This window comes from Amycolatopsis sp. N2S4-7 (assembly GCF_058119595.1).
The window spans coordinates 973,273-991,762 of record NZ_CP172299.1 but is presented as its reverse complement, the minus strand read 5'-3'; the positions used below and the strand labels follow the sequence as shown (position 1 = coordinate 991,762).

At 72.3% G+C, this 18,490-nt stretch carries 17 protein-coding genes; 3 read left to right on the top strand and 14 right to left on the bottom strand.

Annotation, left to right across the window (positions count from 1 at the left end):
- The first annotated feature begins 118 nt into the window (after positions 1 to 118).
- Complete coding sequence (locus ACH54P_RS04505; protein ID WP_489911048.1) at positions 119 to 298, top strand: hypothetical protein; 180 nt, start codon at positions 119 to 121, stop codon at positions 296 to 298.
- Positions 299 to 353: 55 nt separating this feature from the next.
- Here the strand turns inward: ACH54P_RS04505 and ACH54P_RS04500 are convergent, their stop codons facing one another.
- The 9 genes from ACH54P_RS04500 to ACH54P_RS04460 form a co-directional block, all read right to left on the bottom strand.
- A complete protein-coding gene (locus tag ACH54P_RS04500; protein WP_489911047.1) occupies positions 354 to 986 on the bottom strand; it encodes a GntR family transcriptional regulator in 633 nt (210 codons plus the stop codon).
- Positions 986 to 1,657, bottom strand: coding sequence for an HAD family hydrolase (locus ACH54P_RS04495; protein WP_489911046.1), 672 nt, complete (start codon positions 1,655 to 1,657; stop codon positions 986 to 988). Before ACH54P_RS04495 ends, ACH54P_RS04500 begins: the two co-directional genes overlap by 1 nt.
- Positions 1,658 to 1,677: 20 nt before the next feature.
- Entirely contained in the window at positions 1,678 to 2,541 is an 864-nt protein-coding gene (locus ACH54P_RS04490; protein ID WP_489911045.1) for a LysR family transcriptional regulator, read from the bottom strand.
- Between the two features lie 26 nt (positions 2,542 to 2,567).
- Positions 2,568 to 3,344 carry an alpha/beta fold hydrolase gene (locus ACH54P_RS04485; RefSeq protein ID WP_489911044.1) on the bottom strand — a complete coding sequence of 259 codons (777 nt, stop codon included), beginning with the start codon at positions 3,342 to 3,344 and terminating at the stop codon, positions 2,568 to 2,570.
- A gap of 16 nt (positions 3,345 to 3,360) precedes the next feature.
- Entirely contained in the window at positions 3,361 to 3,729 is a 369-nt protein-coding gene (locus tag ACH54P_RS04480; protein WP_489911043.1) for a DoxX family protein, read from the bottom strand.
- A gap of 60 nt (positions 3,730 to 3,789) precedes the next feature.
- A complete protein-coding gene (locus ACH54P_RS04475) occupies positions 3,790 to 6,099 on the bottom strand; it encodes a glycosyl hydrolase family 95 catalytic domain-containing protein (protein ID WP_489911042.1) in 2,310 nt (769 codons plus the stop codon).
- Positions 6,100 to 6,210: 111 nt separating this feature from the next.
- On the bottom strand, positions 6,211 to 6,993 hold the full coding sequence (locus ACH54P_RS04470; RefSeq protein WP_489911041.1) for an SDR family oxidoreductase: 783 nt from the start codon (positions 6,991 to 6,993) through the stop codon (positions 6,211 to 6,213).
- A 58-nt stretch (positions 6,994 to 7,051) separates the two neighbouring features.
- The gene (locus ACH54P_RS04465; protein ID WP_489911040.1) at positions 7,052 to 10,645 is read right to left on the bottom strand and encodes a discoidin domain-containing protein; all 3,594 of its coding nucleotides are present in this window, start codon (positions 10,643 to 10,645) and stop codon (positions 7,052 to 7,054) included.
- A gap of 296 nt (positions 10,646 to 10,941) precedes the next feature.
- The gene (locus tag ACH54P_RS04460; RefSeq protein WP_489911039.1) at positions 10,942 to 11,382 is read right to left on the bottom strand and encodes a winged helix-turn-helix transcriptional regulator; all 441 of its coding nucleotides are present in this window, start codon (positions 11,380 to 11,382) and stop codon (positions 10,942 to 10,944) included.
- A gap of 129 nt (positions 11,383 to 11,511) precedes the next feature.
- Between ACH54P_RS04460 and ACH54P_RS04455 the strand changes: the two genes are divergently transcribed.
- Complete coding sequence (locus ACH54P_RS04455) at positions 11,512 to 12,708, top strand: thiolase family protein (protein WP_489911038.1); 1,197 nt, start codon at positions 11,512 to 11,514, stop codon at positions 12,706 to 12,708.
- Here ACH54P_RS04455 and ACH54P_RS04450 read toward each other — a convergent pair.
- A complete protein-coding gene (locus ACH54P_RS04450; RefSeq protein ID WP_489911037.1) occupies positions 12,639 to 13,091 on the bottom strand; it encodes a methylmalonyl-CoA mutase in 453 nt (150 codons plus the stop codon). The genes ACH54P_RS04455 and ACH54P_RS04450 overlap by 70 nt on opposite strands.
- 34 nt (positions 13,092 to 13,125) lie before the next feature.
- Positions 13,126 to 14,076 carry a non-homologous end-joining DNA ligase gene (gene ligD, locus ACH54P_RS04445; protein WP_489911036.1) on the bottom strand — a complete coding sequence of 317 codons (951 nt, stop codon included), beginning with the start codon at positions 14,074 to 14,076 and terminating at the stop codon, positions 13,126 to 13,128.
- A 40-nt stretch (positions 14,077 to 14,116) separates the two neighbouring features.
- Between ligD and ACH54P_RS04440 the strand changes: the two genes are divergently transcribed.
- Positions 14,117 to 14,953 (top strand): PHP domain-containing protein, encoded by an 837-nt coding sequence (locus tag ACH54P_RS04440; RefSeq protein WP_489911035.1) that lies wholly within the window; start codon positions 14,117 to 14,119, stop codon positions 14,951 to 14,953.
- Positions 14,954 to 15,033: 80 nt separating this feature from the next.
- Here ACH54P_RS04440 and ACH54P_RS04435 read toward each other — a convergent pair whose 3' ends face one another.
- From ACH54P_RS04435 to ACH54P_RS04425, 3 genes are all read right to left on the bottom strand, one after another.
- The gene (locus ACH54P_RS04435; protein WP_489911034.1) at positions 15,034 to 17,064 is read right to left on the bottom strand and encodes an MDR family MFS transporter; all 2,031 of its coding nucleotides are present in this window, start codon (positions 17,062 to 17,064) and stop codon (positions 15,034 to 15,036) included.
- A gap of 81 nt (positions 17,065 to 17,145) precedes the next feature.
- Positions 17,146 to 17,982 carry an SDR family NAD(P)-dependent oxidoreductase gene (locus ACH54P_RS04430; RefSeq protein WP_489911033.1) on the bottom strand — a complete coding sequence of 279 codons (837 nt, stop codon included), beginning with the start codon at positions 17,980 to 17,982 and terminating at the stop codon, positions 17,146 to 17,148.
- A 23-nt stretch (positions 17,983 to 18,005) separates the two neighbouring features.
- Complete coding sequence (locus tag ACH54P_RS04425; protein WP_489911032.1) at positions 18,006 to 18,458, bottom strand: GNAT family N-acetyltransferase; 453 nt, start codon at positions 18,456 to 18,458, stop codon at positions 18,006 to 18,008.
- Positions 18,459 to 18,490 lie beyond the last annotated feature (32 nt).

The following is an 18,490-nucleotide window of genomic DNA, read 5'->3' as shown; positions in this document are numbered from 1 at the left end:
CCGACCATAGCGCCCGCGAGTAAGGCCCCGGCCGGCCAGGACGACGTGTTCACCCCATGCGGCCGCGGTCCCCTCAGGACGAACGTGGGACTCCTCAGCCGAGGAGAAGGGGAAGACCATGCGAGGCGACTGGATGCACGACTGGGTGCTGGTGGAGATGGAGTACCGGGCCGGCGGCGCGCCGGCGGGCCCGCGGCCCCGCCCGGCGGCCCGGCCCTGGAGGGAGCTGTGGGCCGCCCTGTTCGGCAGCCACCGGCCCAGCCCGGCGACGACCGGGAAGGTGGCCCTGCCGCACTGAGGTGCCCGGCTCGGGGCGACGGCAGGTCCGCGAAAGCGGGCTGCCGCCGCGGGGCTCATGGCGACAGCAGATCCGCGCAGGCCCGCTCGAGGTGCGCCCGCATCTCGGCTTCCGCCCTCCCCGGATCACCGGAGCCGATGGCCTCGAACAACCGGCGGTGTTCGACCGCCAGCTCGCGGGGGTCCGGGTAGGCACCCCGGAGCCGGGCCAGGCAGAGCTGCATCTCCTCCTGCAGCGGCGGGTAGATCCGGCTCAGCCGGGTGCTGCCCGCGGCCTCGACGAGGGCCAGGTGGAACGCCGTGTGCGCTTCCACGCGCTCGCTCCAGCCCGCCGTCGGCGGCAGTGCCTCCAGCCCGGCGAGAGCCGCTTCGGCCACGTCCAAAGCCCGGCCCTGGCCGGCGATCAGCCGCGCCGCCGTGAGCTCCAGCGGCAGCCGGACGGTGAACAGGTCCCGCACGTCGTCGTCGGTGAGGACCGGCACCCGCAGCGACCGGCCGCCGGAGCGCTCGACGAGGTGGCGGGCGACCAGTTCCTGCAGGGCCGACCGCACGGTCGGGCGGGCGACGCCGAACGTCGTCGCCAGGCCTTGCTCGGTCAGCGGTGTTCCCGGGGCGAGCTCGGCGCTGAGGATCCGCCGGCGCACCTCGGCGACCAGTGCGTCCCGCGTGTTCGTCGTCTGCAGGGCCATCAGGACCCGTGCACCCGCTCCACCGTCGCGACGAGGTTGTCGAGGCCGGGCAGCACGGCGTCGGCGATCGACGGGTCGTGCGGGTCGCCGTTCCGGTTGATCCACACGCGCGGGATGTCCAGGGCCTGCGCCGGCACCATGTCGTGGAAGTGGCTCTGGGCGACGTGGACCCAGTTCTCCCGCGTCGCCCCGAAAGAAGCCGCGAACCGCGCGAAGTGGCCGTGGCCGGGCTTGTACTCGCCGACGTCCTCGGCGGTCACGACGACGTCGATCGGGACGGCGAGCCGCCGCTGGGTCTCCCCCATCAGGTCGCGGTCGCAGTTGGTCAGGATGGCGAGCCGCCAGCCCGCTTCGCGCAGCGCGGTGAGCGCCGGCCGGGTGTCCGGGAACACCGGCCAGTACGGCAGGCCGGTCCCGAGCACGGACGCGTCGTCGGGCACCAGCTCGAGGCCCGCTTCGGCGGCCGTCCGCCGCAGCGACTCGGCGAGGACCTCCCGGTACCGCCGCACCGGCTGTTCGGCCTGCACCTGCGGTTCGAACCGGTTGTAGATCTCCAGCAGCTCGGCGCCGCGGCCGGGGAACAGCAGCTCGAACCCGGTGGCGATGCCGTGGCGCCAGTCCACCAGCGTGCCGAAGCAGTCGAACGTCGCCCAGCGGATCTTCTCGGTCATTCCGTCATACTGATATACGGTTATACCGAACGCAACTCCATCAGCTCGGCGAACTCGAAGAGGATCCGCGATCGCCGGGTGGCGACCCAGGCCAGGCAGACCTCGTTGGGCGGGAGGTCCTCGACCGGCACGTGGGCGACGTCCGGCCGGGTGTAGTACTCCGAAGTGGACCGCGGGACCACCGCGATCCCCCGGCCCGCGGCCACGTGCTCCAGCTTTTCCTCGACGCTGCGGAACTCCCGCAACCTCGGCGCGGTGCCGTCCCGCAGCTCGACGGCCACGTCCCGCCACTCCGGCACCGCGTCGGGGTCGTTGAGCAGGTGCTCGTCCGCGAGGTCGCCGACCCGGACCGACTCCTTCCCGGCCAGCCGGTGGTCCACCCGCAGCACCGCCACCCGCGGCTCCCGGAACAGCGGCCGCACCGTCAGGCCGCGCCGGTCCACCGGCAGCCGGATCACGCTGACGTCGGCGCGGCCGTCGTGGAGCACGGCGATCTGGTCGTCCCACGTCGTGCGGAGCAGCTCGACGGTGAGGTCGGGGTGCGCCGCCGAAAGCCGGCCGACGGCGCCGGTGACCGTGAGGCCCGGCATGAACGCCACCGTGAACGTCGAGCGGCCGCGCGCGGCCGTCGCGACCCGCCGCCGGAGCGCCTCGGCCGAGGCCAGCAGCGGACCCGCGTCCTCCAGCAGCTGCCGCCCCGCCTCGGTGAGTTCGGTCGACCGCTTGTCGCGCAGGAACAGCACGGCGTGCAGCTCGGCTTCGAGCGCCCGGATCTGGCGCGAGAGCACCGGCTGCGCGATGTGCAGCCGCGCCGCGGCGCGCCCGAAGTGCAGCTCTTCGGCGACCGCCACGAAGTACCGCAGCTTGCGCAGATCGACGTCCACCCGGCCTCCCTGAGACCTCCAGGGTATTACGCGTACGTGGCGAGGAACCGCGCCAGCGGCGGGTTCACCGGCTCGGGGTGCGTGAAGCTGAGGAAGTGGGCCCCGCCGTCGACGACGACCAGCGGCTCGGCCGCCGGCAACGCGGCAGCCAGCTCGGCCGCGCGTTCCACCGGGTACGCGAGGTCCGCCGAGCCGTGCAGCACCAGGGCCGGGCACGAGATCTCGCCCGCCCGCGGGAGCACGCTGTCCCGGTCCACCAGCGCGTTCATGGTCAGCGTGAGCCGCTCCGGAGGCACGTCCGCCCAGCGCCGCGTCCACTCCGGCGCCTCGACGGAGCCGAAACAGATCCGGGCGACGCCGTCGATCACCTCGGCCGGGGCACCGCCGCCGACCCACGCGTCGAGCACCGCGCGGTACCCGGCCGCGACGGCGGGATCCTCCGCGGCCGCCGACGTCCCGAGCACCGCGATCGCGCGCACCCGTTCCGGCGCCAGCAGCGCCATCCGCAGCGCGACGAACCCGCCCTGGCTGGTCCCGACGACCGCCGCGCTCTCGATGCCGAGGTGGTCCAGCACGCCCAGGACGTCCCGGGCGACGTCCCAGTAGTCGAACGGCCCGGCAGCGGGCGTGCCGCCGTGGCCGCGCTCGTCGACCGTGACGCACCGGAAGCCGTCGAACGCCGCCAGCTGCGGGGCGAACATCCGTTCGTCCATCAGGAAGCTGTGCAGCAGCACGACCACCGGGCCGGACCCGCCGTGGTCGGTGCAGGCCACGTCCTGGCCACCGGGAAGGGACACGTTCACGCAGAACCTCCGACCGTCAGCCGGCGAACCGGCCGATCGCCACGAACGCCGCCAGCACGAGCAGCACGGCGTTCATCGGCAGCGCCTTGGTCTCCTTGCGCCGTGCGTGCACGATGATCGCACCGATCTGGACGATCGCCAGCCCGGTGGCGGCCAGCGGGGTGAGCACCGGCGCGATGTCGAGGGCCCGCGGCAGGACCAGCCCGAGCGCGCCGAGGATCTCGACCGCGCCGATGCCCTTGACCGCCGCGTCGGAGAAGTCCCCCGTCCAGCCCATGTTGGGGTTTTCCAGCAGCTTCTCGCGCGGTGTCACGAGCTTCATGCCGCCGGCGGCGAGGTACAGCGCGGCGAGCAGACCCGCCGCGACCCACAGGACGACATTCACGGGAAACCTCCGGTTCGAAGAAAGTGGTTGAACACTACACCACTTTCCGGAGGATGCGTCTCAACTTGGCTGGACCGTGACCGACTGCCCCGGCCGCAGGGTGATCGTGCGGCGCCACGCTCCCGCGCGGACCTCGGTCCGGGTTCCGCCGACGCTGCGGATCACCGCCCGCGTCACCTTCCCGTCGCGCCAGGCGAGGTCGACCTCGAACCCGCCCCGCGCGCCGATCCCGGTCACCCGCCCGGACGCTGCCCACGCCGACGGCAGGGCGGGCAGCAGGTCCAGCACCCCCGGCCGCGAGTAGAGCAGCATCTCGACCATCGCCGTGGGCGCGCCGAGGTTCGCGTCGATCTGGAAGATCGTGTAGCTGCCCTGGCTGTACATGTCGAAGAAGTTCGGGGAGGTGCCGTTGCCGTTGGCCACCGACGGCCGCAGCACGGTGAGCAGCAGCTGGTACGCGCGGTCGGCGTCCTTGAGCCGCGCCCAGCACGCCGACCGCCAGGCGCACGCCCAGCCGTAGCTGTCCATCCCGCGCGCGGCCAGCAGGGCGCGCACCCCCTCGACCAGCGCCGGAGGCGCCGTGTCGAGGGCGATCCGGTCGCCGGGGAAGAAGCCGATCAGCGGCGACAGGTGCCGGTGCGTGGTCTCGCCGAGGTTGTCCGGCGACATCCATTCCTCGAGCCAGCCGGTCGCCGGGCTCACCTCCGGCAGGGACAGCTTCTTCTGCAGCCCGACGATCCGGTCGCCGTACGCGCAGTCCCGGCCCAGGACCGCGACGGCTTCGCGGTAGTGCTCGAACAGGTCCCAGACGATCTCCTGGGCGTAGGTGATGCCGCGGGCGTCCTGCGGCCCGTGCTCGGGCGACCAGTCGTGGTCGTCGACGAGCACCTCGCGGCCGTCCACGGTGGTCGTGACGAGCCGCGCCTCCCAGAACTCGCACGCACCCTTCAGCAGCGGGTAGATCCGCGCGAGGTACGCCTTGTCCTGGGTGAAGGCGTAGTGGTCCCACAGCGAGTTGCACAGCCACGCGTTGCCGCCGGGGTGCCACCACCAGCCGGAGCCGCCGTAGATGTTGGTGGAGAACGCGACGGCCCAGCCGGCGACCTTCCCGCTGGTGTTGCGGAAGCGGTTCCTCGGGTCGTTGAACAGCCGTTTCGTGCTGTCCGTCCACACGGGAAGCTGCGCGAGGCAGTAGTCGGCCAGGGCAGTGAAGCTCTCCGGCAGCGCCGCCCGGTCCGCCAGCCAGTAGTTCATCTGGAGGTTGATGTCGGTGTGGTAGTCGCTCATCCAGTCGGGCGTGTTGTTGTTCTGCCACAGGCCCTGAAGGCCCATCGGCAGCCCGTCGCGCGAGCCGGTGATCGTCAGGTACCGGCCGAACTGCAGGTAGCTCGCCTCCAGCTCCGGGTCGGGCGTCGCCGGGTCGTCGTGGCGGGCGACCAGCCGCGACCACGAGTCCAGCGCCCGCTTCGCCGGCGGCGACTGGCCGAGGTCGACGGTCATCCGGTCGTACAGCCGCCGGTAGTCGGCGACGTGGGTGGCGCGCAGGGCGCCCCCACCCACGCGCACGGCCTTCGACGCCTTCTCCCGGGCGAGCGCCAGGGGGTCGAGCGACGCGTCGAGGAACTTCCGCGCGGCGTCGGGCACGTAGTTCGTGCCGCCGCTGACCACGACGACGACGTCGCGGCTCCCGGTGAAGGTCACGCCACCGGCCACCGCGCACGCGTACTTCAAGCCGTTGCCGAAGGTGCCGGTGAACGCCGACGTGCCGGACGGCGTCTCGCCGCGGGTGGGTTCCAGCGACACCGACCCCGTGACCGGTCCCCCGCTCAACCGGATCACCACGACGTCGTCGGGGTGGCTCGCGAAGTACTCGCGGCGGTACCGCACCCCGTTGTGCCGGTAGGTGATCACGACGAGGCCGTTGCTCAGGTCGAGCGTGCGGCGGTAGTCCGTCACGCCGACGTGCGCGGGCACGGTGATCCGCACCTTCGCCAGCAGGCCGAGGGTGCCGAACTTCTCGCGGTCGTAGGGGAACTGGCCGTCGTCTTCGAGGACGTCGTTTGCGCCGCCGGTCCACAGTGACGCGTCGGCCAGGTAGAGGAAGTCGGCGGCCGGGTCACCGCCGACCAGCGCACCGATCCGACCATTGCCGATCGGCAGGCCCTGTTCGACGATCTTGTCCTCGGCGGCGGGCGCGGGGTACCACAACGTGGTCGCCCGCCCTTCGGGGACGAGGTCCTCGCTCGCCGGGCGGACGACGTCCGCGTTGGCAGCGAAGGGACGCAGGCCACCCAGGGCGACCCCGGCACCTACGGCGCCACCGAGCTTGAGGAAGGTCCGCCGCGTCGGCGGGAGAGACTGATCCGGCATGACAGGTCCGTTCGGCGTGGGCGGAAACCGGTCGAGGAGCCCGCCAAACATATGACCTATCCAGGCATGCGGTCAAGAATCTTCGTAATTAATCCGAATACATCCGAAAGCTCACCGCGGCCGGTACCGGAGCACACCCGCATCGGCTTGCTCGGCCAGGTACTCCCCGAAGGTGATCTTCCCGTCGCAGTGGTCCGGGGTCAGGTGGCCGCCGTCCGCGTACGCCCGGAACGTCTCCCCCGGCACGCTCAGCGGCACGATCCGCCGCCGCCGGCCGCTCGCCTCCGCGACCGCCTGTGCCAGCTCCACCGCCGACAGGACCTCCGGGCCGCCGAAGTCGGCCACCCGGCCGGCCGGTTCGCCCACCGCGAGGTCCGCCAGCCGCTCGGCGACGTCCCGGACGTCCACCGGCTGGAACAGCAGCCGGGGCACGGGCAGCACCGGGAGCCGGGACGCGCCCGCGAACAACGTCCGGACCAGCGCGTGGAACTGCGTGGCCCGCTGGATGGTGTACGGCAGGCCCGAGGAGGCGACGAGTTCCTCGGTCTCGTGCTTCGCCCGGTAGTAGCCGAGCGGGACGCGGTCGACGCCGACGATCGAGACGTAGACCAGGTGCGGGCCGCCGGCCCAGCGCGCGGCCTCGACCAGGGCCCGGGCGATCGCCGTCTCGTGGCGGAAGTCCGTGGCGCAGTGGACGACGACGTCCACCCCGGCCACGGCGCTGTCGACGCCGCGCCCGGTGCGCAGGTCGCCCCGGACGACGTCCGGCGCGGCCCGCCGGCTCAGCACGCGGACCTCCTCGCGCGCCGCCCGCAGCCGCGCCACCACCGCGCCGCCGAGCTGCCCGGTACCGCCGGTGACCAGGATCCGCACGTCGACCACCTCCGGCGTCATCCTGGCACGGCGGTGCCCGCCGGGAAACGCCTCTCCCGGCGGGCACCCCGGTGATCGCTCAGTTCCGGATGATGGTGAACGTGCTGGTCGTGTTGCGGATGTCCTGGTCGTTGTCGCTCAGCGTGAGCCCGGTGAAGGTCGCCGAACCGACGGCGGGGCCCTGCCCCGGTTCCGGCAGCTCGTTGGCCCAGATCCCGATCCCGGACTTCGCGTCGAAGGCGTCCCCGCTGCGGTGGGCGCCGGTGATCGAGACGTTCGTCAGCACCGTGTCCTCGACCGGGTGCTCCGGCCCGCCGTTGTACTTGGTCTGGAACATGATGCCGCTGTAGGTCGGGCTCTGGATGTCCACATCGGACACCCGGATGCCGCGGAACTCCTTGGACGCGGAGAACAGCCAGAGCGCCGGGAACGTCTGCTGGCCCCAGAAGTGCCCGCCGTCGCGCACGAGCGAGGCGTTCTCGACCGTCGTCGGCGCCGGCCCGAAGCCGAGGAACGGGTAGCCGAAGTCGAGCGAGCTGATCGTGATCGCCGAATACGTCAGCGTGTCCGCGATGTAGAGGTTCCGGAAGGTGTTGTCGTACCCGCCGTACACCGCCAGCCCGGCCGCGCGCCACGGGGTGAGCGAGGTCAGGTTCTCGAACACGTTGCCGTACTGGTTGCCCGGGTTGATGTCCGTGGCGGCGAACAGCGCGAAGCTGTCGTCGCCGGTGGACCGGGCTTCGATGTTGGTGACGTGGTTGCCGGTGCTCCCGTTCGTGAGGTTCACGCCGTCGGCGAACGTGTCGCGGATCCGGGAGTTCTTGATCGTCGTGTTGTCCACGTTGGTGCCCCAGACCATGACCACCTGGTGCTCCACCCAGATGTTGTCGATCGTCAGGTTCGCGACGTTCGTCAGGTTGAACACCTTTCCGGGGCCGTCGATGCGCGAGGTGTAGTTCCCGAACACGGCGAACCCGCTGAACGTCGAGCCGTTCGCGCTCGCCTGCACGTCGATGCCGATGTCGGTGTTCTCCTGCCCCGAGGGTGCGGAGAACTTCGTGAACCAGGGCCCGGCGCCGGTGACCGTCACGGCCTTGCCGTAGACGTTCAGCTTGCTCGACAGCGCGTAGGTCCCGGCCGGCAGGTAGACCCCGGTGAGGGTGCCGTCCTGCCGGACCTTGTCGAGGGCGTTCTGCACGTCCTGCTGCGTGAACCCGGCGGGCACCGCGAAGTGTGCCGGGTCCGGGTTGGCGGTCGCGGTGGCCTGCTCGAAGTTCACGAAGTCGATCGCGTAGTTCGTGCTGTTGGCCGCGTCCTTCTGCAGCTTGATCCGGTGCCCGGCGGGCACGGTCGTGCCGAGCATCGTGCCGGCTTCGTCGTAGATGTGGCGCGGCCCGGCGCCCGGCGAGTTGCCCGGCCCGGTTTCCGCGCCGTAGAGCCACGCGTAGTGCGAGGTCAGGTCGATGGCCTTGAGGAACGTGCCGTCGACGTAGACGTTCAACGTGGCGTTCTGGCCGCCGCCGCCCGCGGAGTCCGGGATGGAGAACCGGGTGACGAGGGTGTTGGTCGGCGCGCGGGTGGTGAACTCCACCGACGAGCCGGTCGAGTTCAGCGTCACGGCCCGGCGGCCCGACGCCTCGCCCGCGAGGTCGCCGATGGTGCGGTTCGGGCCGACCACGGACGCCCCGCCCGCGACGACGCCGTCCTCGGCTTCGTACATGTCGTAGGGCATGTTCGCGCCGCGGCCGGCGAACAGCGGCTGCGTGCCGGTGTTGTTGCCCTGCTTCACCGGCAGCTCGTTGGCGTCGTTCGCGACGACCGTCTTGACCGTGTACCGGCCGTTGGCCGCGGTCCAGGTGCCGACGGTGACCGGCGTCGCGGTGGCTCCGGCGGCGATGGCGCCCGAGTAGCTGCCGCTGAGGGTCTTCACCACCGTGCCGTTCTGGTCGGCGATCGTCACCGTCACGCCGTGGGCGCCCGAGGCCGATGCGACCGTGCCCTGGTTGCGCAGGGTCGCGGTGAAGGTCACCGTGTTCCCCGCCGACGGGTTGTTCGGCGACCACGCCGTGGCCGCGACGAGGTCGGAGCTCGCCACCGGGCTGACGACCAGCGCCGTCGAGCCGGTGTAGGAGTTGTTGGCCTCGTTCTGTTCGAGGACGGCGTTGGCCTCGTCGACCTTCGCGGTCAGCTGGTAGCTGCCCGCGTCGCGGGTGCCGATGTTGGCCGACACCGTGGCCGACGCGCCGGCGGCGAGTGCTCCGACGTTCGCGGTGCCGACCTTCGTCGTCCCCAGGTAGAGGTTCACGTTCGTGGCGCCCGAGGCCGCCGTTCCGGCGTTGCGGACGGTGGCCGACGCGGTGATCGCGTCGGTCTCGACGGGGTTCTGCGGCGACCAGGACACCGCCGAGACCGTGAGGTCCGGGTTGGGCGCGGGGACGCCGAAGACCTGGAACTCCGCGGCCTGCCCGCCGCCCGCGCCGGAGTTGGCGGTGACGCGCAGGCGGACGTCCGCGGCGCGGCCGCCGAGCGGGATCGTCACGGTGTTGCCGGTCGCCGGGCTGAAGCTGTAGGTCTGCGCGGCGGACAGCGTGGTGAAGGCGCTTGAAGATTGCTCACGGCCTTCGACGGCGATCGTCTGCGTCCGCGGGCCCCAGGACGCGTCGGGGTTGAGCTTGACGACGACCTGGTTCAGGTCGGCGTCGGCGCCGAGCGCGACGGTCAGCAGGTTCGGGTAGGTCCCGCCGCCGCCCTCCCAGTAGGTGCTGGTCGAGTTGTCGTTGGCGTTGGCCGCGACGAAGGTGAACTCCGTCGAGGACGCCGTGATCGGCTTGCCGAGCGCCAGGTTCGTCCCGGCCTGGGTGCCGTTGCGGGTGACCGTGGCGCTGTTCGCGGACTGGTTGCCCGCGGCGTCCTTCGCCCGGACGAAGTACGAAACGGTCGCGCCGTCCGGTTGGCTGTCGGTGTAGGTCAGGACGTTCCCGGCGACGCTGCCCCGCAGCTGGTTGTTCGCGTAGACGTCGTAACCGGCGACACCGGTGTTGTCGGTCGAGGCCGACCACGTCAGCCGGATCTGGCCGCTCGCGGGCTGGGTGTAGGCGAGGTTGCCGGGCGCGGACGGCGGCTGCGTGTCCCCGCCGGCCGGGCCGTGCACCTCGAACTCCGCCAGCTGCGCGGCGGGCCAGCCGGTGTTGGCCGTGACGGTCAGCCGGACGTACCGGGTGTTCGCGGTCAGGTTCACGGTCACGGTGTTGGCCGTCGCCGGGTCGAAGCGGTAGCCCGCCGACGGCACCAGGTCACTGAAACTCGTGCCGTTCGTGCTGCCCTGCACCGCGAAGGTCTGGGTGCGGGCCTCCCAGTTCGCGGGCAGCTTGAGCACGAGCTGGGCGACGTTCGTGGTCGCGCCGAGGTCGGCCTGGACCCACTGCGGGAACTGGTTGTTCGCGCTCTCCCAGTAGGTGGCCTGGTTGCCGTCGCCCACGTTCGACGCCGGGTAACCGGCGAGCTGGCTGCTGGCGGTGTAGGTCGCGGCGGCGGCTTGGGCGGCGGGCTGGACGACGGCGGCCGGCGCGACGGACGCGGCCGGGGCACCGCTCGCCGCCACCGCGGGCGCCGCCAGGAGCAGGGACAGGGCGGCGTAGGTCGCCGCGCGCGACAGAAGTCGCTTCGTTCTCATGGGGTTCCTCTGATCCGGGGAGGAGGGGAGACGACTCGGGGCGAAAACCGGGGAACGGGACACGCGGCGGGCGCGCTCCGGTGGCGCACGCGGGCAGCACGGAACAGCCGTCATGGGCACCTCTTCGTCGAGGACCTGAGCGGGATCTTCCCGACCGCTGCCGCAATTTCTCGCCGCACTGTCGGGTTCTTGCACTGATTCGTTCAAGAGTTACAGTGACGGCGGTCTCAAGTCAACGCCCGGGCCACAAAAAGGCCTCCTCGCGGGGACGCGAGGAGGCCTTGTCTGCGGTTCGATCAGGAGTGGACGGCACCCAGGCGGATCGCGCGGGTGCCGGGCGCGTTGACCGGCTCGCCGCAGTGCGCGCAGACGGTGACCGGGCGGAGCTCCTCGCCGCAGGCGTGGCGCCACAACGTCGGCGGCTCGCCCTGGTGGACGTACTGGTCGCCCCAGGCCATCAGCCCGAGCAGGATGGGCTGGAGCGCCCGGCCGGCTTCGGTCGGGTAGTACTCGTGGCGGGGCGGGTGGGCCTCGTACTGGACCTTCTCGAGCACGCCCGCGTCGACGAGCTTGCGCAGCCGCGCGGCCAGGATGTCGCGGCTGGCGCCGGTGTTCTCCGCGATCTGGTTGAACCGCCGCTCGCCGAGCATGATCTCGCGCAGCGCCAGCAGGCTCCACCGTTCGCCGACGACCTCGAGGGCCTCGGCGACCGAGCACTCGCGACCACGCCGGACCATGCCACCTCCACGGGTTGAAAATCCAACCTAGCACGTCAGTCGCGTGTGACCTGCCGGACACGTGAGTTGTGGAATCCAACTCACCCGGCGTATACCGAAGGCATCCCCATCTGCGAGGAGGCAGACGCCATGACGGACGCGGTGATCGTCGACGCGGTACGGACCCCGATCGGCAAGGGCAAGCCGAACGGCACACTGGCCGGGGTGCACCCGGTCGACCTGCACGCCCACGCGCTGCGCTCGCTGGTCGAGCGCAGCGGGATCGACCCGGCCCGGATCGACGACGTGATCAGCGGTGCCGTCGGCCAGATCGGCGAGCAGAGCATGAACACCGCGCGCTGGGCCGCGCTCGCCGCCGGCCTGCCGGAGTCGGTGCCCGCCGTGACCGTCGACCGGCAGTGCGGCAGCAGCCCGCAGGCCGTCCACTTCGCCGCGCAGGGCGTCATCGCCGGCGCGTACGACGTCGTGATCGCCTCCGGCGTCGAGTCGATGAGCCGGGTGCCGATGGGCAGCCAGGCGGCCGGGCGGGACCCGTTCGGCCCGCAGGTCGCCGCCCGCTACCCGGACGGCCTCGTCCCGCAGGGCATCAGCGCCGAGCTGATCGCCGCGAAGTGGGGCCTGTCCCGGGCTCAGCTCGACGAGTTCTCCGCCGAAAGCCACCAGCGGGCCGCGAAGGCCTGGGCCGACGGGAAGTTCGCGCGCGAAGTGGCGCCGCTCAAGGCGCCCGGGCCCGATGGCGCCCTGCGGGACGTCACCACCGACGAGACCGTGCGGCCGGGCACCACCCCGGAGATCCTCGCCGGGCTCAAGCCCGCGTTCCGCGCCGACGTCTGGGAGCAGCGGTTCCCCGAGCTCGGCTGGCACGTCACCGCGGGCAACTCCTCGCCGATCAACGACGGCGCCGCGGGCGTGCTCATCACCAGCAGCGAAACGGCGAAGGCGCTCGGGCTGCGGCCGCGGGCCCGGATCCACAGCTTCGCCGTCGCCGGCGACGACCCGCTGTACATGCTGACCGGCATCGTCCCGGCCACCCGCAAGGTGCTGGACCGGGCCGGGCTGAGCGTGTCGGACATCGACGCGTTCGAGGTCAACGAGGCGTTCGCCAGCATCGTGCTCGCCTGGCAGGCCGAGATCGGCGCCGACCTGGCCAAGGTCAACGTCAACGGCGGCGCCATCGCGCTGGGCCACCCGCTCGGCGGCAGCGGCGCCCGCCTGATGACGACGCTGCTGTCGGTGCTGGAGCAGACCGGCGGCCGCTACGGCCTGCAGACGATGTGCGAGGCGGGCGGCCTCGCCAACGCGACGATCATCGAGCGCCTGGACTGACGGACCCCGGGCCGCCGGGCCAGGTACCGCCGCAGCGACGCGACGGCCTGGCCCGGGGTGGCCGGGAGCACCGGGAAGGCGTCGTCGAAGCCGAGCCTCAGCAGGTCCGTCCGCGAACCGGCGAGCCGGCCGCCGATCACCACCGCCAATCCGGCCAGCGCCGGGTCGGCGCGCACGGCGCGGAGCACCGGCGTGCCGTCGGCACCGAGCGCGGTCGACAGCACCAGGCAGCCCGGCCGCTCTCGGCGGCAGCTCCCCAGCACGACGCCGACCGGCGGCCTCGCCCCCAGGGTGACCACCTGGTGGCCTTCGCGTTCGAGCACCACCTGGAGCGCGACCAGGCTCCACGCGGCGTCGTCCAACCCGGACAGCACGATCTTCACCCCCAGCAGAGCGGCCGGGGGCGCGGAAAATACGTCAGTCGGGTTCGGGTGGCTCCTCGACGCCGTCGCGGTCGGCCCACTCCAGCAGCGGGTCGAGGGAGAAGACGGCGTCTTCGATGCCCGCGTGGAGGTCGCCCAGCTCGGCGAAGCGGGCCGGGACGGTCGCGATGGTGAAGTCGCCAGGCTCGGCGTCGTCGATCTCCTCCCAGCGGATCGGCGTCGAGACGGTGCCTTCGGGGTTGCCGCGGACCGAGTAGGCGCTGGCGATCGTGTGGTCGCGGGCGTTCTGGTTGTAGTCGACGAAGAGCGTGCGCGGGTCGCGGTCCTTGCGCCACCAGGTCGTGGTGACGTCGTCCGGGGCACGCCGCTCGACCTCCCTGGCGAAGGCGAGCGCCGCGCGGCGGACGTCGGTGAAGCCCCAGCGGGGTTCGATCCGGACGTAGACGTGCAGGCCGCGGCCGCCGGAGGTCTTCGGCCAGCCGACCGCGCCGAGCTCGTCGAGGACCTCGTGCGCGACGTGCGCGACCCGGCGGACGCGGTCGAACCCGCAGTCGGGCATCGGGTCGAGGTCGATCCGCCACTCGTCCGGCTTCTCGGTGTCGGCGCGCCGCGAGTTCCACGGGTGGAACTCCACTGTGGACATCTGCACCGCCCACGCGACGTGCGCCAGCTCGGTCACGCACAGCTCGTAGGCGTGCCGGCCGTAGCGGGGGAAGTCCACCCGGACGGTCTCCAGCCACGGCGGCGCGCCGTTCGGGACGCGCTTCTGGTGCACCTTCTCCCCCGCCACGCCGGATGGGAAGCGGTGCAGCATGCAGGGCCGCTCGCGCAGGGCGTTGACGATGCCGTCGCCCACCGAGAGGTAGTAGTTGACCAGGTCGAGCTTCGTCTCGCCGCGGGCTGGGAAGTAGACCCGGTCCGGGTTCGAGATCCGCACGGTGTGCGGGCCGACCTCCAGCTCCACCGCCGCCGACTTCTGCGCCATGCCTCAGAAGGTAGCCCAAAACCCGGGTTACGGTGGGGTGGTGAGCCTGCCGCCGGACGGTCACGTCCACACCGAATGGTCCTGGGACACCGTGACCGGGTCGATGGTCGGCTCGTGCGAGCGGGCGGTTGCGCTGGGCCTGCCGTCGGTGGCGTTCACCGAGCACGCGGACCTGACGCCGTGGCTGATTCCGGAGCCGATCCGGCCCCTGCTGCCGGACCACTTCCGGGTGCGGCTGCGCCCGGACGGCGTCCTCGAGCCGCCGGACCTGGACGTCGCGGGGTACCTGGCGTGCCTTGAGGAGTGCCGCTCGCGGTTCCCCGCGCTGCGGATCCTGTCCGGGGTGGAGCTGAGCGAACCGCACTGGCACCGTTCACGCGCCGACGCGCTGCTCGCGGCCCACGACTTCGACCGCGTGCTCGGCTCGGTGCACTCCCTGCCGGACGGCGAGCACCACCACGAGGTCACGGTGGTCTCGGACCGGCCGCCGTCCCGGCTGCTCCGGGCCTACCTGGCGGAGGTGCTCGGGCTCGTCGAGTCGGCGGCGGACTTCGCGGTGCTCGCGCACATCGACTACGCCCTCCGCTCGTGGCCCGCGGAGGGGCCACCGTTCGCGGCGGCGGACTTCGAGGAGGAGTTCCGGACGGTGCTGCGCGCGCTGGCCTCGAGCGGACGGGCGCTGGAGGTCAACACGAAGGTGCCGCTACCGGGCGAAGTCGTGCGGTGGTGGTTCGAGGTGGGAGGGGACGCGGTCGCCTTCGGCAGCGACGCCCACGAGCCGGGACTGGTCGGCCACGGCTTCGCGGCGGCGGCCGCCATGGTGGAGGGATCCGGTTTCCGCCCGGGCCGCACTCCGCACGACTTCTGGCGCCGCTGACCCGGCGGCTGGGAGCTGCGGCGCGAGGCGCCCGAGGAGGCGTCCGATGCGCAGGCCGCGGGCCGTACCGGCAGCGACCCTCAGGCCAGTGCGTGCCGCCCGTGGCTGCGGGACTCCGCGCTCTGGTCCAGCAGCCGGGCCGCCACTCTCCCGATCGCCGCGTCCAGCTCCGCGCGGTCGGCCGTGCCCCAGTCGCCGAGGCGTGAAGCCAGCCAGTCGTGCCAGGCGCGGACCACCTTGGCGAACTCCTCGTGGCCCGCGCCGGTCAGCTCCCAGCGGCCGCTCGTGTAGCGGAGGTGCCCGGTCAGCTCCAGGCGGTTGAACGCCGGTTCGAGGACCGGGGCCGGCACGCCGAAGTAGCCGCCGATCGCCCGCAGCGTTGCCGGCTCGCCGCGGCGTTCGCGCAGGTGGACCTGCAGCAGGCACCAAATACCGCCCTCGTCGAGCTCGGTCCCCGCCCGGGAGACGATCGCCGGGGCGACCTCGCCGCGCTCGCGGAAGAACAGCGTCGCGACCGCGCGTTCGAGCTCGCGGTCGTCCGTGCGGGCCTCCGGCATCGCGAAGCCGTCGCCGAGGTCCGGTGCCGCGGCCCGCGCCGTGTCGCGCAGCGGGACCTCCTTGAGGAAGAACGCCAGCGCGAACGCCACCAGCCCGACCGGCGCCGCCGCGAGGAACACGACGTGCAGGGAGTCGCTGTAGGCCTGGATCACCGGCGCGGACACCGCGTCCGGCAACGCGTGCAACACCGTGGGGACCTGGAGCGCCTGCGGGTCGGCACCCGCCGGCACCGGAAGCGCGGCCAGCTTCGGCGTCAGCTGGTTGGCGTACACCGTGCCGAAGATCGCCGCGCCGAACGAGCTGCCGATGGACCGCAGGAACGTCACGCCCGAGGTCGCGACGCCGAGGTCGGCGTAGTCGACGGTGTTCTGCACGGCGATGGTCAGCACCTGCATGCCCAGCCCGATGCCGAGGCCGAGCACGGCCATGTACGCCGACGCCTCCCAGAACCCGGTGTCGGCATCGAGCCGCGACAGCAGGTACAGCCCGATCGTCATGCCCGCCGCGCCGGCCAGCGGGAAGATCTTGTACCGGCCGGTGCGGCTCACCGCGTTGCCCGCGGCGATCGACGCGACGAGCAGTGCCAGCACCATCGGCAGCAGCCGGACCCCCGACGAAGTCGCCGAAGTGCCCTGGACGTACTGCATGTACGTCGGCAGGTACGACAACGCGCCGAGCATCGCGAAGCCGACGACGAAGCTCATGATCCCGCCGACGGTGAACACCGGGTTGCCGAACAGCCGCATCGGCAGCATCGGTTCCTTCGCCCGGAGTTCGGCGAAGACGAACGCGGCCAGCAGCACGACCGAGCCGACCGCCATCCCGACGATCGTCGGCGAGCCCCACGCGTACTGCGTGCCGCCCCAGCTCGTCACGAGCGTCAGGCCGGTGGCGGCGAGGCCGATGAGCAGGATGCCGAGGTAGTCGATCACCGGCTTGACGGCCGCGCGGGCGTTCGGCATCGCCGAGGACGCGACCACCAGCACGACGACGACCAGCGGGATGTTGACGTAGAACGCCCACCGCCACGACAGGTGGTCGACGAAGAACCCGCCGAGCATCGGGCCGGCCACGGTCACCACGCCGAACACGGAGCCGAGCACGCCCTGGTACCTGCCGCGCTCGCGCAGCGGGACGACGTCGGCGATGAGCGCGGTCGAGGTGACCATCAGCCCGCCGCCGCCCAGGCCCTGCACCGCCCGCCAGACGATCAGCCAGACCATGCTGTCGGCGAACCCGGCGCAGAACGAGCCGATGCCGAACACGACCACCGACAGCTGGAACATCAGCTTGCGGCCGAAGAGGTCGCCGAGCTTGCCGACGACGACCGTCATGATCGTCTCGGCCAGCAGGTACGACGTGACCACCCAGGACAGGTGCCCGGCGCCGCCGAGGTCGCCGACGATGGTGGGCAGCGCGGTCCCGACGATGGTCTGGTCCAGCGCGGCCAGGAGCATCCCGAGCAGCACGGCGCCGAACACGGCGTTGACCCGGCCGCGGCTCAGCGCGGGCGGCGCCGCCGCGCCGGACGCGGCCTCCGCGGTGGCCGTCATCTCCCACCCTCCTCGCTCGGCTCCGAGGCTAGTGCGCGGGGTCCACTGTGGATAGCCACCCGTTCCGGTGGTCCGGGCCGGTCAGAGCGTCCAGCGGTCGCGCGGCGGCGACTCGAGGACGAGCTCGCCGTCGACGGCGGCGGCGATCTCCTCGGGGGTCCAGACCTCCCGGTGCAGGACCGGCCGGATGATGGCGGGCTGGCGCACGGTGTGCAGGTGGCCCTCCGCCAGCCGCAGCACCTGGCCGGTGACCCCGGCGGAGAGGTCGCTGAGGAGGTAGGTCACCAGCGGCGCCACCCGTTCCGGCGGGCTCGCGTCCGGGTTGCCGTGCGGATCCGCGGCCATCAGCCGGGTCCAGGCGATCGGGCTGACGGCGTTGACGCGCACCCCGAACCGGGCCAGGTCGGCCGCCCACGAGTACGTCATCGACGCCACGGCGCCCTTCGACGCCGAGTAGGCCGCGGCCCCGCGCTGCCCGATCATGGACCCCGACGTCACGTTGACGATCACCCCGCCGCGCCGGGCGCACATGACCTTCGCGGCCGCCGTGCCGCAGTGGAGCGGGCCGAGCACGTTGGTCTCGACCAGTGCCCGGGTCCGCTCGGCGTCGTCGTCCTCCCACGGCGGGGCGTGGTAACCGACGGCCGCGTTGTTCACCAGGCCGTCGAGCCTGCCGAAGCGGTTGCCGCACAGGGTGATCAGTGCCCGGGCGTAGTCCGCGTCGGCCACCGAACCGACGCTCGCCACCGCGGTGCCGCCGTCGGCTTCGATCGCGGCGACGGCTTCGCGGGCCGGTTCCGCGTCGATGTCGTTGACGACGACCGCGGCGCCGCTCCCGGCCGCGTGCCGGGCGAACGCCCGCCCCAGCCCGCGTCCGGCGCCGGTGATCACGACGGCCCGCCCGTCCAGGATTCCCATGTCCCCCAGTGTGGCCCGGGAGATCAGGGGCGCGTCAAGGTCACGTGGAACGGCCGGAAACCGTGTGCCGTGTAGAAGGCGAGTGCACCTTCGTTCTGCGCGTACGCCTGCACGGTCGTCTCGTTCGCGCCGCGCTCGCGGGCCCACGCGAGGAACGCGGTCACGAGCGCGCCGCCCACTCCCTCGCGACGTCGCTCCGGCGCGACGCGCATGCTCTCGAGCACGGCCGTCACCGCCCCGGGCCGCAGCGGGTCCGGGTGGCGCAGCCGCCCCACGAGGTGGCCCGCGCCCCCGTCGGCCAGCAGGCACAGGCAATCCGGGTCTTCGACGAGCCCGGCGTAGTAGGCCTCGCCCTCGCGGGCGGGCCAGCCGGTGTCCATGAACGGGTCGCGGCGGCCGCCGTCTTCGGCGAACAGCGCCGCGGCGGAGGCGACCAGTGCGGGAACATCTCGGGTGACACTCACCGAAACAGCCATGTCCAGCACGGTAACCGCGCGATTTTCCGAAG

Excerpts from the sequence above, each read along its gene's own strand:
- ACH54P_RS04505 (WP_489911048.1), top strand. The coding sequence starts at position 119 with ATGCGAGGCGACTGGATGCACGACTGGGTGCTGGTGGAGATGGAGTAC.
- ACH54P_RS04500 (WP_489911047.1), bottom strand. The coding sequence starts at position 986 with ATGGCCCTGCAGACGACGAACACGCGGGACGCACTGGTCGCCGAGGTG.
- ACH54P_RS04495 (WP_489911046.1), bottom strand. The coding sequence starts at position 1,657 with ATGACCGAGAAGATCCGCTGGGCGACGTTCGACTGCTTCGGCACGCTG.
- ACH54P_RS04475 (WP_489911042.1), bottom strand. The coding sequence starts at position 6,099 with ATGCCGGATCAGTCTCTCCCGCCGACGCGGCGGACCTTCCTCAAGCTC.
- ACH54P_RS04470 (WP_489911041.1), bottom strand. The coding sequence starts at position 6,993 with ATGACGCCGGAGGTGGTCGACGTGCGGATCCTGGTCACCGGCGGTACC.
- ACH54P_RS04465 (WP_489911040.1), bottom strand. The coding sequence starts at position 10,645 with ATGAGAACGAAGCGACTTCTGTCGCGCGCGGCGACCTACGCCGCCCTG.
- ACH54P_RS04460 (WP_489911039.1), bottom strand. The coding sequence starts at position 11,382 with ATGGTCCGGCGTGGTCGCGAGTGCTCGGTCGCCGAGGCCCTCGAGGTC.
- ACH54P_RS04455 (WP_489911038.1), top strand. The coding sequence starts at position 11,512 with ATGACGGACGCGGTGATCGTCGACGCGGTACGGACCCCGATCGGCAAG.
- ligD (WP_489911036.1), bottom strand. The coding sequence starts at position 14,076 with ATGGCGCAGAAGTCGGCGGCGGTGGAGCTGGAGGTCGGCCCGCACACC.
- ACH54P_RS04435 (WP_489911034.1), bottom strand. The coding sequence starts at position 17,064 with ATGACGGCCACCGCGGAGGCCGCGTCCGGCGCGGCGGCGCCGCCCGCG.
- ACH54P_RS04430 (WP_489911033.1), bottom strand. The coding sequence starts at position 17,982 with ATGGGAATCCTGGACGGGCGGGCCGTCGTGATCACCGGCGCCGGACGC.
- ACH54P_RS04425 (WP_489911032.1), bottom strand. The coding sequence starts at position 18,458 with ATGGCTGTTTCGGTGAGTGTCACCCGAGATGTTCCCGCACTGGTCGCC.